General features: G+C 65.9%; 10 protein-coding genes. 7 read left to right on the forward strand and 3 right to left on the reverse strand.

Going from position 1 to position 14,071, the window contains the following annotated elements; genetic code table 11:
* Nucleotides 1-6 precede the first annotated feature (6 nt).
* Nucleotides 7-1,608 carry a chitinase gene (locus AC1DKN_RS17770; RefSeq protein ID WP_476858034.1) on the reverse strand — a complete coding sequence of 534 codons (1,602 nt, stop codon included), beginning with the start codon at nt 1,606-1,608 and terminating at the stop codon, nt 7-9.
* Between the two features lie 519 nt (nt 1,609-2,127).
* On the opposite strand from AC1DKN_RS17770, the gene AC1DKN_RS17775 reads away from it, so the two are divergent.
* Genes AC1DKN_RS17775 through AC1DKN_RS17785 form a run of 3 tightly spaced genes read left to right on the forward strand, consistent with a single transcriptional unit; the run spans nt 2,128 to nt 6,189 of the window.
* Nucleotides 2,128-4,161, forward strand: coding sequence for a glycosyltransferase family 2 protein (locus AC1DKN_RS17775; protein ID WP_476860156.1), 2,034 nt, complete (start codon nt 2,128-2,130; stop codon nt 4,159-4,161).
* On the forward strand, nt 4,158-4,667 hold the full coding sequence (locus AC1DKN_RS17780; RefSeq protein WP_476872057.1) for a DUF7793 family protein: 510 nt from the start codon (nt 4,158-4,160) through the stop codon (nt 4,665-4,667). Before AC1DKN_RS17775 ends, AC1DKN_RS17780 begins: the two co-directional genes overlap by 4 nt.
* Nucleotides 4,657-6,189: a putative bifunctional diguanylate cyclase/phosphodiesterase gene (locus AC1DKN_RS17785; RefSeq protein WP_476860158.1), complete on the forward strand. Its 1,533-nt coding sequence runs from the start codon at nt 4,657-4,659 to the stop codon at nt 6,187-6,189. The genes AC1DKN_RS17780 and AC1DKN_RS17785 overlap by 11 nt, the downstream gene beginning before the upstream one ends.
* Before the next feature lie 143 nt (nt 6,190-6,332).
* On the opposite strand, the gene AC1DKN_RS17790 is transcribed toward AC1DKN_RS17785, so the two are convergent.
* A complete protein-coding gene (locus AC1DKN_RS17790; RefSeq protein ID WP_164468567.1) occupies nt 6,333-6,482 on the reverse strand; it encodes a hypothetical protein in 150 nt (49 codons plus the stop codon).
* 208 nt (nt 6,483-6,690) lie between these two features.
* On the opposite strand from AC1DKN_RS17790, the gene AC1DKN_RS17795 reads away from it, so the two are divergent.
* Entirely contained in the window at nt 6,691-7,716 is a 1,026-nt protein-coding gene (locus AC1DKN_RS17795) for a hypothetical protein (RefSeq protein ID WP_476872058.1), read from the forward strand.
* Nucleotides 7,717-7,973: 257 nt separating this feature from the next.
* Here the strand turns inward: AC1DKN_RS17795 and AC1DKN_RS17800 are convergent, their stop codons facing one another.
* On the reverse strand, nt 7,974-8,624 hold the full coding sequence (locus tag AC1DKN_RS17800) for a hypothetical protein (RefSeq protein WP_476872059.1): 651 nt from the start codon (nt 8,622-8,624) through the stop codon (nt 7,974-7,976).
* 101 nt (nt 8,625-8,725) lie between these two features.
* Here AC1DKN_RS17800 and AC1DKN_RS17805 point away from each other — a divergent pair, with 101 nt between their 5' ends.
* From AC1DKN_RS17805 to sucC, 3 genes are all read left to right on the forward strand, one after another.
* On the forward strand, nt 8,726-9,583 hold the full coding sequence (locus tag AC1DKN_RS17805) for an inositol monophosphatase family protein (protein ID WP_476872060.1): 858 nt from the start codon (nt 8,726-8,728) through the stop codon (nt 9,581-9,583).
* A gap of 361 nt (nt 9,584-9,944) precedes the next feature.
* A complete protein-coding gene (gene pcrA, locus AC1DKN_RS17810; protein ID WP_476872061.1) occupies nt 9,945-12,503 on the forward strand; it encodes a DNA helicase PcrA in 2,559 nt (852 codons plus the stop codon).
* 394 nt (nt 12,504-12,897) lie between these two features.
* Complete coding sequence (gene sucC / locus AC1DKN_RS17815; RefSeq protein ID WP_018776032.1) at nt 12,898-14,067, forward strand: ADP-forming succinate--CoA ligase subunit beta; 1,170 nt, start codon at nt 12,898-12,900, stop codon at nt 14,065-14,067.
* The last annotated feature ends 4 nt before the right edge of the window (nt 14,068-14,071 follow it).

The following is a 14,071-nucleotide window of genomic DNA, read 5'->3' on the forward strand; positions in this document are numbered from 1 at the left end:
GGGCCCTTAGGGCGCCGGCGCGGACGCCGTCGCGCTGGGAAGCGGGGTGGCAGTCGCCGTCGCCGGGGCCATGAGCTTCATCAGTTCCTCGTCCCGCAGCTTTGACCACGGCGACTCCGGCGATCCCTGCAGCGCAGCTTCGGGGCTGTCGGTCTGGGTCCACCATTTTGCTTCGAAGACCCGACCTTCGAAGAGCACCCGTGCGCCCTTGCGGTAGACCGTGGCGGGCTGCCACGCCGGGGCGGTCCCGGCCGGCGCCGTCAGCTGCGGGGTAGGCCGGTCAGCGGCCAGGACCGGACCGATAATGCGCCAGGGGGTCGCGGTGCCCTGGAGGACGGGATCATCCGGGGTGTCGGCGCGGGTCCACCATTTGGCCTCGTAGACGTTCGAATGCCATACGATCCGCTCCCCGGCGGTGTAGGCGGTGTTCTCGGACCACACCGGGTACGGGCTGGTGGAGGGATTGTCGCTGACGGCCGGGACCGGCGTCGGCGCAGCCGCGGCGGCAGGCGCAGACGACGGGCTGGCCATGACACCCGCGCCGAGGATCGTGGCGAAGGACGAGCTTCCCTGGTCCACGCCGCTGCAGCCATCGGAAACCTTCGTGACGTCCGGGAAGTTCTGGCTGCAGGTGCGGTCACGGTTCAGGGACCACATGGAAAGCCGGCCGATGCCGCGGGCACTGGCGTAGGCGCTGAGTTCCTGGGCGTCCTTGAGGGTGAATATTTCGCCGGCGACGTCGTTCTGGCCGATCATCGGCGTCAACCCGACTTTGCGCCACACCGTTCCGCTGCCGAGTTCGGTGCCGGCGGCCCGGTACAGGCCGGTCAGTTGCTGATGGGTGGCTTCCGCGGCGGATACCGCGTTCTCGTACATCGACCGGCCCGGCAGCATGCTCCCGCCGTAGTCCATGGTCATGGCGTTCACGCCGGTGAGGTCGACCCCCGCAGCGATCATCTTCTGGACAGCGTCGCTGCCGGTCGCCGTGAGGCCGTTGGGATCCGCCGGCAGCGTCAGCCAGACGCTCAGGGACTTGCCCTCGCGCTGGCGCTCCTGCTGGAGCGCGGCGATGGCCACTGAGCGCCGCTGAAGGGCCGCGGGGTCGGACAGGGCCTCGCCTTCCACGTCCAGATCGATGCTGCTGACCTGGTAGCGGTCGACGACGGTCCGGTACGCCGACTTGAGCTGGGCAGGATCGGTGCACGTGACGGCCAACTCCTGGTTGGCCAGCCCGCCGAAGGACACCGCCACGCTGCCGCCGAGCTGCTGAAGCCGGGCCACCCGCCGGTCCAGGTCCAGTGAGGCCGCGGCGTCGGAGAGGGAGTAGGCCGCCCCCCAGGAAGGTGAGCACGGCTCCTTGGGATCAGCCACCACGAAGGACAGCACGACCTTTTCGGCTTCCTTGGACGCCGGGTCCTCGAATGCGTACCGGGGCGTGGCCGTGACATCGACATATCCCGAGAAAACGGACGGGATGGCCTCGGCCGCCCGGACGTCCTGGAAGTTGCCCCATGCGACAACGCCGCCGCCGGCGGCCGCCACCACGGCGCCGATGAGTACACCCAGCCGGACCACAGATAGTTTGCGGCCTGGGAATCGTTCGGACACGGGGCCCCCCTTGTGCGTCTTTCGTTGGGCAGCCGGGCACGCGCCGGCAGCCGGCATCAGCTCGTGAAATTTCCGGGGTGTCTGATGTCCGGCAAGCCTCTGACCTTGCATTATCATAAGGGCACTCACCGGAACATTCCGGTGCGGCGTGCGGGTTTTGCCGTAGGCGCGCGCCAATATGCCGACTTTGCAGTCTTATGGGGACTAATGCCAGATCAGCTTGTCTTGCCGCGCTTGGATTCGGAAAGCGCGACCACCGAACAAAAAGGTGCGGTCCGGCGCCGTCAATGGGGAGCAGAGCGGCGTTCCGAGCCGCTGTCAATTGTTCATCCGAGACCGTCCCGGCGCAAAATAATCCTTGGCCGCCTGGGAATTCTCACGACGCTGGCGGCCTGGGTAACATACGTTATTTCCACCATTCTGAAAGAGCTCGCGGACAACCCCAATGCGGGTTTCCGGTTTCAGTTTGAGACGGTCTCCTACCTAATCGTCGTAACATTCCTGACGTTTTCCGCCCTCATGTACCTGATGGCCCGGCAGGGCGCCCTGTACCGGTTCCGGGACCATGCCAGGGTGCCGCGCGGCGAGCTTGACCGGCACTTCGCCGAGTACGCCGAGGGCATCACCGTGCTGGTGCCCTCCTACGCCGAAGAACCCCAGGTGGTGCGGGCGACGCTGTGGTCCGCGGCGCTGCAGGAGTTCCCGGACCTCAAAGTGGTGTTGCTGCTCGATGACCCGCCGCATCCCTCAGACCTTGGTGACCGGGTCCGGTTGGACAAGACCCGCGCACTGACCGCGGAGATCGCCGCAGAACTCAGCGTCCCGGCGTCGCGCTTCAATGCTGCCCTGGCCGATTTCCGCAACCGGGAAAAGGCGCACGGGCGCGGCACTGCCGCTGAGGTGGCCCTGCTGATCGCCGAATATGAGGCAGCCGCCGAATGGCTTGAATCGATGGCTGCTGCCGAAACGGTGGAGGACCACGTCGACGAGTTCTTCGTCGACCTCGTCCTGATGGGCCTGGCCCGCGAGCTGAGGCTCGTACTCCTGGGACTGAACGCTGCGCTGGCCCAGCAGACCTCGCCGCCGCGCACCCGGATCGAAGAGCTGTACCTCCGGCTGACCTGGATCTTCAACGTCTCCACCGAAACGTTCGAACGCAAAAAATACGAGAGCCTTTCCCACGAGGCGAACAAGGCCATGAACCTCAATGCCTACATTTCCCTGATGGGCCACACCTGGCAGAAGGAAACCACCGCCGACGGCGTGATCCTGCGCAAGGTGGGCGCCGGCGTCGCCCCGGAACTGGACTGCGAGATCATGGACGTCCGGGACACGACTTACCTGTTGACGCTCGACGCCGACTCGCTGCTTCTGCGCGACTACTGCCTCCGGCTGGTCTACTTCCTGGAATCGGCCGGCAACGAGCGCGTCGCGGTCACCCAGACGCCGTATTCCTCCTTCCGTGGTGCCCCCACCCGCATCGAACGGGTCGCCGGAGCCACCACCGACCTCCAGCACATCCTCCACCAGGGCATGACCTACTACGGTGCGACGTTCTGGGTGGGCGCCAACGCCGTCATCCGCAAACGCGCCCTGGAGGACATCGTCGAGGTGGAAACCAACGGGGCCTTCGAGATCCGGACCTACATCCAGGACCGAACCGTCATCGAAGATACCGAATCCAGCATCGATCTCGGCCAGCACGGCTGGACCCTGGTGAACTATCCGGAACGGCTCAGCTACAGCGCCACGCCCCCGGACTTCGGCTCCCTCGTAGTCCAGCGCCGGCGCTGGGCGAACGGCGGCCTGCTGATCCTGCCCAAGCTGTGGGTCCAGCTCCGCCAACACCGGTCCGAGCGCCGCGCGATCCTGTTCCGGGAGGTGCTGCTGCGGGTGAATTACATGGCCTCCATCGCGTGGGCCAGCTTTGGTCTCGTCTTCCTCCTGGCGTACCCCTATGACAGCCGGCTGCTGAGCCCGATCGTATTCATCGCCGCCCTGCCGTACTTCCTGGCCATGGGCAGCGACCTGCGCGACTGCGGCCACCGCTTCAGCGACATCCTCCGGATCTACGGCTTCAACCTCGTGCTGCTGCCGGTCAACCTGGCGGGCGTGCTGAAATCGCTGCAGCAGGCCGTCACAGGCGACAAGATTCCCTTCGCCCGCACGCCCAAGGTCAAGGACCGCACCGCCGCCCCGGCGATCTACGTCCTGACCCCGTACGCGATCGTCGCCTTCTCGCTGCTGACCGTATGGCGGGACGCGCAAGTGGGGAACTGGGGCAATGTGGCCTTCGCCTCCGTCAACGCCATCCTCGCTGCCGGCGCGATCCGCGCCTACATCGGAGTCTTCAACTCCGCGGTGGATGTCTTCCTCGGGGTGGTTAACTGGCTGTATGTCAGTCCCAGGCCCAAGAAAGTGAAGGAGAGTCCCGTGATTGCCAAGACAGCCGAGGAAGTCGACTGGGAAACGATTCTCTATCACGGCGACCGACGGCTGAACCGTGACCTCCGGGGCTCCGCGGACCGCCGCCGTCGAATTGCGGTCCGATGACGCTCGAGGCCCTGGCCGGGCCCGAGGGGCGGCTGCCGGAGGGCCTGCCGGACACGGCAGCGGCCGCGGCCGGTGTCGTTCTGGGGGCGTCGGCGGTCACCGCGGCCAGGGTGACCGACGGTGCGCTCGCCGTCGGCGGTGCCACCCGTAGCATCGGGGTGCGGATGATCGACGGCGGAATCATCGAGGTCCTGTTGCCCGCCAACCAGGAGATCGAGGGTCCGGAGGCGCGCATCGCCGGCGACATCGTCCGCACGCTCGCCGCGGGACGGCGGATGCCGGTGCTCCTGGTGATCACCGGCGTCGTCGGTGTCAGCATGGAGGCCCGCCGGGTCTACAGCGGTTCCATAGCGGCGACAGCGTTCGCCCTGGTGGGCGAGAGCCCGGTGGACCGGGTCATTGCCCACTACCTCCTGCGGTCCCGAAGCGAGACGATCCCGGCCCAGTTCTTCACCTCCGAATCCGCGGCCGTTGAGTGGCTAAGGCAGTACACCCGTGAAGAATGAATCACCGGACCCCAGGCTGCACGCCCTCGTGGAAGGCATCGTGCGGATCGCCGGCGGCGATCTGAGCACCCGGATCCCGCATTCGGGAGCCCGCGACGACGTCGCCGCCGTCATCGCCGGCATCAACCTGATGGCCGATGACCTGCAGACCATCTACCAGGAGCTGGAAGAGCGGGTCGAAAGCCGCACGGCAATGCTGCGCGAGGCGCAGGTGGAGCTCGAACGCATGGCGCTGACCGACCCACTGACCCAACTCGCCAACCGGACGGCACTGAACTCGGTCCTGAGCCATGCCCTCGCGGAGTCCTCGCGCGGCGAAATGCCGCCGGCCCTCCTGATTCTGGATCTTGATTCCTTCAAGGGCATTAACGACACCCTGGGGCACAGCGCCGGCGACGACGTCCTGCGGGCCATCGCACGCCGGCTCCAGGACGCCGTCCGCGAGACTGACACCGTGGCGCGCCTTGGCGGCGACGAATTCGCCGTCATGCTGCCGAAGTCCAATCTGGTCCGGGCACGCAGGGTGGCGAACAGGATCCTCAAGGCACTCAGTGAGAGCCTCGACGTCGGGGACCTGAAAGTCACCTGCGGAACGAGCATCGGCCTGCGGATCGCGGAACCCGGCCAGTCCGTCGATGACCTGGTCATGGAGGCCGACACGGCCATGTACGCGGCCAAGGCGCAGCAGCACAGCAGCATCAAAGTCTTCGAGCCGGCCCTGCTGTACGCGCGCCGGCTGCAGAGCGTCATGATTACGGAAATGCGCGAAGCCATCCGGCAGGACCAGCTGACCCTGCATTACCAGCCGGTGGTGGACCTCGCGACCGGCAGGATCGAGGGTGTGGAGGCGCTGGTCCGGTGGAACCACCCGGAGCGCGGTCTGCTCATGCCGGACCAGTTCATTCCCCTGGCCGAGGAAACCGGCATGATCGTGGACCTGGGCCACTGGGTGCTGCGCAATGCAGTGCGCCAATTGCGCAAATGGCAGCAGGACTTGCAGGTGGACAGCACCTTTAACGTCCGGGTCAACATTTCCACCACCGAACTGCAAAACCTCGAGCTGATCGAACATGTGCGGGACATCCTCAGGGAGACCGGCGTGGATGCATCAAACCTGATCGTGGAACTGACCGAGTCCATGGCGGTCAACGGCGGCGACGTCGACCAGTATTCGCTCAACGGCCTTCGCCGGCTCGGCGTGCAACTCGAGATCGATGACTTCGGGACCGGCTATTCCTCCATCAGCTACCTGCGCAAGCTGCCGGTGAACGTGGTCAAGATCGACCGAAGCCTGATCAGCGGCCTCGGCGACGACGAGCAACAGCGGGACTTCGTAGCCGCGGTGCTGCACCTCATCCACGCCTGCGGCCTAAAGGCGCTGGCCGAGGGGATCGAGACGGCGGAACAGGCGGAAGTCCTGCGCGAGATGGGCTGCGGCAGCGGGCAGGGCTACTACTTTGGCCGGCCCGCGCCGGCCGGCGAGATCGTGGCGTTGTTTGCGGGGGGTGGAAAGCTCTTGTAGCTCCGGGTTGTTGGGGCGGGGCTGGTTGGTGCTGTGCTTTCGTCTCCATGTCGCCGTGATGCGGTCTAGATGGTGTCCCTTAAATGAAAAGCGGCGGGCCCGGACTTGATGTCCGATGCCCGCCGCAGCCGTTCCGTTTCCGATTAGTTCTTCGGAGTGGAGTTCGGCCACCAGCCGACCGCTACAACGGAGCCCTGGCTCGAACCGCTGGAGGCAGACACTGCTGCTGAGGCGGACAGGCCGGCGCCGGCCAGCGCGCCGGCGACGAGGAGCGTTGCAAGGATTTTCTTCATTTGGACTCCTGATACGTAAGAGGCTGATGTGACTCATGTGATGCAGGTTTAGTATAGGGGAGATCGACACGCCACAAGGTAACAATTTATAAAGAATTGTCGCCGGATGTGATATTCACGCTCGTGTGTGAATCTTGCGTGAACCCTGCGCAGGTCCTTCTTGCGTGGCTGGTTCGATTCCGCTCTCGCGGCAACGGATAATTGAGGCATGCAACGAAACTCAGTTTCACCGTCCTACGCCGCTGCAGAGTTGCAGGCTCGGGAACATCGAAGCAGCCACGACTTCGGCCGTGCGGCCAGCAGCGCCCAGGTGGCCTCGGAAATCGCGACGAACGACGGTGACCTGACGGCTGCCTGGGGCATGCGGCTCTTTCAGGCGGAGAATCTGCTTGACGCCGGCGATTTTGAGGCCTGCGCCGCGCTTGCCGCCGAATTGGTGGATGGCGCCTTCGGAGCTCCGGCTGAAGATGCCCGCGGCAAGGCAAATATCCTGCTCGCAAAAGCCAGGCAAGGCGCCGGGATGTTGGGGCAGGCGGCCGACGCAGCGCGGATGGCCGCGCGTTTATCTTCGGGGGCGGGTGACGTGGAAAATAACGTCAAAGCCCGGCAGGCCCTCATCGCTGCTCTCGCCGAAAGCGGCAGGTTGGAGGAGGCCTGGAGCGAGAGCCTGATGCTGGCCGACGACATATCCAACGAGGTCGACGACCAGCTGGTCGGCAAGGCCTACTGGGTTATCGGCAATGTTGCGTTTCTCTGCAATAAAGTGGCAGAGGGGCTTGAATATCACGAGCTCGCGGCGGAAACTTTTTCGCCGGCTCGAAATCTTGATATTTGGGCCAAATTCAACAAAGCATCCGCGGCAATGCGCCTGGCCGCCGAGGTCGCCGATGCGGACACACTCCGCTGCATCGAACGCGCTGAACTGGCCACGGACGTCATTGGCGGATCCGATGAGGACCACATTTTGCTGAAACTGAACCGCGGTCACTGGAATTTCCTGGCGGGTGACCCGCAGGCGGCCATCGCCATCCTGACCGAGATCAGCACCGTCGCGGAAAAGACGTCACCGCAGATTCTGGGCGAGGCCTCTCTGTTGCTGGGCCGGTCCCATGCTGCCGTGGGGAACGCTTCCGAGGCGCAGACGCACCTGCTGGAAGCAGCCGACCACTTTGAGAAGGCTGGCGCCCCGCAACGTGCCGAACAGGCCCGGGAATTCCTCACGGCCGCGCCCTGAGCCAGCTCTGAGTGGACATGCTCTCCGCTGGACTTGAGGGATGGACATAATGGCAAGATGTCCACCGGCCGGGCCGAACGCTGGACATGTCCCGCGCTCGAGGCCGGGTGCGAGGGACGACTCCAGCCACCGCAACCAAGAATGGACATGTCCCGTGTCCTATGCCGCGGATCGGGAAACAGCCCTGCCGCCGCGACCAGGAATGGACATGTCCGGTGTCCTAAGCCGGGAATAGAGAACTAGCCCTGCCGCGCGAATCAGGACTGGACATGTCCCGGGGTGGCCGAAGCCGCGGCAGCCTTGCGTCCGAGTAACACGGCGGCGACGCCGGCCACGACGCTCAGCGCCAGAAGGACCCAGCCGGCCACGGTGAGCCCGGAGGCCAGGGCGACCTGAGCGCCGTCGAGAGTGTCGGCGGACATCATTTCATCGATCACCGTGTTGCCCCACAGCCGGACCGCAGCAAAGAGCAGCGGCAGCGACCACAGCGCCCAGCGCAGGGATTTCCGGGCCACGTTGGTTCCGATCAGCAGCAGCCAGGTGAAGCCAAAGATCAGCGGGAAGAGCATCCCGGCCGTCTTGTGGACATAGTTCAGCTGGCCCCGGGCATCGGCGTCCATGGCCGCGCGCAATTGCTCCACGAACCCCAGGTCAAAGCCGCCCACCAACGAGTCGGGCATTGCCTGGCCGCCCGACAACTGCGTGAGCTGGTTGAGGGTGAGCAGGTGCAGATACCAGAACAGGAACAGGCTGGCCACGACCCCGGCGATGACAATCAGATTGCTGTTGCTCTGTGCCTTCTGCGGTGTCCGGCTGGTGGTCGGATTGATCACCGGAGGGAGATGGTGCTGGGGGACCGCCGCGTTGGCGCCGTGCTTTTTGATCCGCTGCGCGGGTGTCTTGGCCATGGCTCCATTATCGCCCGTCCTGCACACCCCTCCGCGCCGCCGTCTGCCCGGGTGCCCTCGCCGGCTGTTCACTGCCAGCGGGCGCCGATAGTCTGGGACGCGTGACCGAACTAGGAAAACACCGGCTCGGCCGGCACAGCACCGCAGATCTCGACCCCTCACTGGATGACTACCAACTGGCCGAGGCCCTGGTCCGCGAGGCCGGTACCCTGGCGCTGTTGATGCGGCAGGCCGGGCTTGAGGGCAGGCAGAAGACGTCGGTCTCGGACGTGGTCACGGCCGCCGACCACGCTGCCGAATCCTACGTGCTGGAACAGCTTCGGCGCTGCCGGCCCAATGACGCCGTCCTGGGCGAGGAGGGCGCCTCTGCGGCGGGCAGCAGCGGCCGGACCTGGGTCATTGACCCCGTCGACGGGACCTTCAACTTCCTGCATGGATCCACGTACTGGTGCTCGGCCATTGCCCTGAAGGATTCCTCCGGTGCAGGGCTCGGCGCCATCTTCCAGCCGGAGGAGGACAAACTCTGGCTGGGCGGGACGTCCCGTGCGGCGACGCTCAATGGTGAAAAACTGGTCACCTTCCTGCCCGGCGCGTCCGGTGGCACCGGACGCTCCGACACGCCGCTGGCTGATCTCGGCGCGGCAACCTACATCCACCCGACGTGGCTTGCCGATCCGATGTGTGCCATGCCCTGGCACGCGGCAGCGACGTCGGCGGCCGCGCTGCGCATGTTCGGGTCCGGCTCCTGCGACCTCGGCCGGGTCGCGGACGGAGAGCTCGGCTGCTGGTTCCAGCACAGCTGCCCCGAGTGGGACTGGCTGCCCGGGAAGGCGATCGTGGAGGCGGCCGGCGGCGCGACCGACGTCGTGCGCGTCAACGGACTCGACTGGTTCATCGCGGGAGGCACGACGGCGGTCCAGCAGCTGCGCGCCGCGCTCAGCTCCGGGGGCGTCGGCTAGCTTCCCGCCTGCCGGACCTCCCCGCGGGACATGCTCATTGTTCGCGGCGGGCTCCGGGGGACATGCTCATTTTTCGCTGTCAGGAGCGGGTACAAAGGGAGTATGTCCAGTGGTCACGGGTGGCGGAGGACATGTCCGTTGGGCAGAGCTGTGTCCGTAGCGCATGCTCATTTTTCAGAACAACCTCGGCGGTCTTCAGAACAACCCGGGTCTTCTCCATGACAGCTTCCGCGGGGCATGCTCATTCTTCGCGGCCAGGACTGGGCGCAGGGGGATTATGTCCACTGGGCGCGGGCAGGGGAGGGCATGTCCCGACGGGCGGACACGGCTGTCAGCGCCACCGCCTAGACTTAGATACACCATGGATATGTTGTTTGACCCTTACGCCGACGGACCCTTCCAAGCTGCCTCCAAGGCGGCGGCAGGCACTAAATCGCGCTCCGGGTCCGGCCTGGCGGGCCTGGATTCCGGACCGGATTCCGCCCCGCACGGCGGAAGCCTGCACGGCGCCGCCCCGCACGGCGGCAGCGCGCACGGCGACGGCCCTGACAGCGGCTGGGACCGCCCGCAGCTTCCGAACGCAGGCGAACTCCTCGAGGGGCTGAACCCCCAGCAGGAAGAAGCGGTCAAGCACGCCGGCAGCGCCCTGCTGATTGTCGCCGGCGCCGGGTCGGGCAAGACCCGCGTGCTCAGCAACCGGATCGCCTACCTGATCGCCACGAGGCGGGCGCACCACGGCGAGATCCTGGCCATCACCTTCACCAACAAGGCCGCGGCCGAAATGCGGGAACGGATCGAGGCGCTGGTCGGCGGCCGGGCCAAGACCATGTGGATCTCCACCTTCCACTCCTCCTGCGTCCGGATCCTGCGCCGCGAGGCCAAGAACGTCGGGCTCAACTCCAACTTCTCGATCTACGACTCCGCCGACTCGCTGCGCCTGATCACCCTGGTCGCCAAGAACCTGGACCTTGACCCCAAGCGCTTCGCGCCCAAGGCCATCCAGCACAAGATCTCCGCGCTCAAGAACGAGCTGATCGACGCAGACAGCTATTCCTCCAGCGCCAACTACAACGATCCCTTCGAGCAGGCCGTCGCCGAGGTCTTCAAGGGCTCCACCCAGCGCCTGCGCCAGGCCAACGCCATGGACTTCGATGACCTGATCGCCGAGACCGTCTACATGTTCCGGGCCTTCCCGGCGCTCGCCGACTCCTACCGGCGCCGCTTCCGGCACGTCCTCGTAGACGAATACCAGGACACCAACCACGCCCAGTACGCCCTGGTGCGCGAGATCGTCGGCGAGGGCCCCGACGCGGCCGAACTCACCGTCGTCGGCGATTCAGACCAGTCCATCTACGCCTTCCGCGGCGCGGACATCCGCAACATCGTGGAGTTCGAGAAGGACTACCCGGACGCCCGCACCATCAAGCTCGAGCAGAACTACCGCTCCACCCAGACCATCCTCAGCGCCGCCAACTCGGTGATCTCCCGCAACCCCAACCGGCCGGAGAAACGGCTCTGGACGGCCGAGGGCGACGGCGAGAAGATCGTGGGCTACGTCGGCGAGAACGAACACGACGAGGCCCAGTTCATCGCCAAGGAAATTGACCGGCTCCAGGATGAGGGCAACCTGCGCCCCGGCGACGTGGCCATTTTCTACCGCACCAACGCCCAGTCCCGCTCGATCGAGGACGTCCTGGTCCGCGTGGGCCTGCCCTACAAGGTGGTCGGCGGCACCCGCTTCTACGAGCGCAAGGAGATCAAGGACGCCCTCGCCTACCTGCGCGTCCTGGTCAACCCGGACGACGACGTCAACCTCCGCCGCATCCTCAACGAACCCAAGCGCGGGATCGGTGACCGAGCCGAGGGTGCCGTCGCCGCCCTGGCGGAGCGTGAGCGCACCTCCTTCATGGCCGCCGCGCGGCGCGCCGATGAAGCCCCGGGCATGGCGACGCGTTCGGTCAACGCCGTGCTGGGCTTCGTGAAACTCCTCGACGACCTCGCCGAGGTCGCTTCCGGCTCCGGCGCGGCCGCGGCCCTCGAAGCCGTGCTCGAACAAACCGGCTACCTTGCCGGGCTGCGCTCCAGCACCGACCCGCAGGACGAGTCCAGGGTGGAGAACCTCGCCGAACTGGTCGCCGTCGTCCGGGAATACGAACGCGACAATCCCGAAGGCTCGCTCGGAGCCTTCCTGGAGCAGGTCTCCCTCGTGGCCGACGCCGACCAGATCCCGGACGCCCCCGGCGGTGACGCCGAAAACCTGGCGGCCGCCGTCGCCGAAGCCAAGCGGCTCGGCGTCGTGACCCTGATGACGCTGCACACCGCGAAGGGCCTGGAATTCCCGGTCGTGTTCCTGACCGGCATGGAACACGGGCTGTTCCCGCACCAGCGCTCCGCCACCGATCCCAAGGAACTGGCCGAGGAACGCCGGCTGGCCTACGTGGGGCTGACCCGTGCCCGTAAGCGTCTCTACCTGACCAGGTCCGAGGTCCGCAGCATGTGGGGCCAGAGCCAGTACAACCCCGCGAGCCAGTTCATCGAGGAGATCCCGGCCGAGCTCGTCGAGTGGAAGCGCGAAGGCGCCAGCCGCCAGAGCGGAGGCTGGGGGAGCGGTGCCGGGATCGGGTCCAGCCGCTACGGCGGATCGTTCTGGGGTGCCGGGACAGCCCGCGGCGCCGCGGCCAGCCCGTCCGCCGGCTTCAACGCCGACGTTCCCGCCGCGGTGGCCAAGAACAGGGTCCAGCCGCAGAAGGAAGTTGTCGCCGTCAGCGTGGGGGACAAGGTCAACCACACCAGCTTCGGCAACGGCACCGTCCTGGCGGTGGAGGGCGCCGGGGACAAGACGGTCGCCAAGGTCAAGTTCGACATCGGCGAGAAGCGGCTGCTGCTGCGCTACGCGCCGCTGACCAAGCTGGACGCCTAACTGACCGCGTAGCTGGACGTTTGGCTGAAGACCCGGCGGGAGTCCGGAGACCGGTCCGCCAGCACCCCGTGCAGCCGGATGCACGGGCGTTCGCCGTACTTTACGAACGCGGGTCTGGCACGGCCGCGCCGGCCTTCGGAGCGCCGTCGGACACCCCAAAAACCCCGTAATCTAGCGGTTTTTCTACGCTCCATAGAATAGTGTCCTTACTCACATAACCGGTACTCTGGAACGGGCTGGTCCGATCGAAGGACTAGAGTTCCCAAAGGAGCATTGCGCCGTGTGGCTCGTTTCCAAGCTTGTCGCAGGGTGCGTTTATTCCGCAGCCCGGTAACCGCGAGTACGTGGGGTCCGGCTGTACAGAAACTACTTCGACGTAGAAGGACACTAAACCGTGGACCTGTTTGAATATCAGGCGCGCGATATGTTCGAGGCGCACGGTGTACCCGTGCTTGCTGGCATCGTGGCGCACACCCCTGAAGAAGCAAAGGCAGCTGCCGAGAAAATCGGCGGCGTAACTGTCGTAAAGGCGCAGGTCAAGGCCGGAGGCCGCGGCAAGGCCGGCGGCGTCAAGGTCGCGAAGACCGCTGACGAAGCGTTTGAACACTCCACCAACATCCTCGGGATGGACATCAAGGGCCACACCGTGCACCGGGTGATGATCGCCCAGGGTGCAGACATCGCCGAGGAATACTACTTCTCCGTCCTTCTGGACCGGGCCAACCGCAACTACCTGGCCATGTGCTCGGTTGAAGGCGGCATGGAAATCGAGCAGCTCGCCGTTGAGCGCCCCGAGGCCCTGGCCAAGATCTCGATTGACCCGGCCGTGGGCATCGACCAGGCCAAGGCCGACGAAATCGTCGCCGCGGCAGGCTTCGCCGAGGAACTGCGTGGCAAGGTCGCCAGCGTAATCCTGAAGCTCTGGGACGTTTTCAAGAAGGAAGACGCCACTCTTGTGGAGGTCAACCCGCTGGTCCTGACCGGCGCCGGCGACATCGTCGCCCTTGACGGCAAGGTCTCCCTCGACGAGAACGCCGACTTCCGCCACCCCAAGCACGCCCACCTTGAAGACAAGGACGCTGCTGACCCGCTCGAGGCCAAGGCCAAGGCGCAGGACCTCAACTACGTCAAGCTGGACGGCGAAGTCGGCATCATCGGTAACGGTGCCGGCCTGGTCATGTCCACCCTCGACGTCGTTGCTTACGCCGGCGAGAACCACGGCAACGTCAAGCCCGCGAACTTCCTGGACATCGGCGGTGGAGCTTCCGCCGAGGTCATGGCAGCAGGCCTCGACGTCATCCTGGGCGACCCGCAGGTCAAGTCCGTCTTCGTCAACGTCTTCGGCGGCATCACCGCCTGTGACGCCGTCGCCAAGGGCATCGTCGGTGCACTGGCCGAGCTGGGCCACTCCGCGAACAAGCCGCTGGTAGTCCGCCTCGACGGCAACAACGTTGAGGAAGGCCGCCGCATCCTGGCCGAGGCAAACCACCCGCTGGTTACCCTGGCCGCCACCATGGACGAGGGCGCCGACAAGGCTGCCGAGCTCGCCAACGCAGCGAAGTAGAGGG

Source organism: Arthrobacter sp. 01N444 (assembly GCF_056399305.1).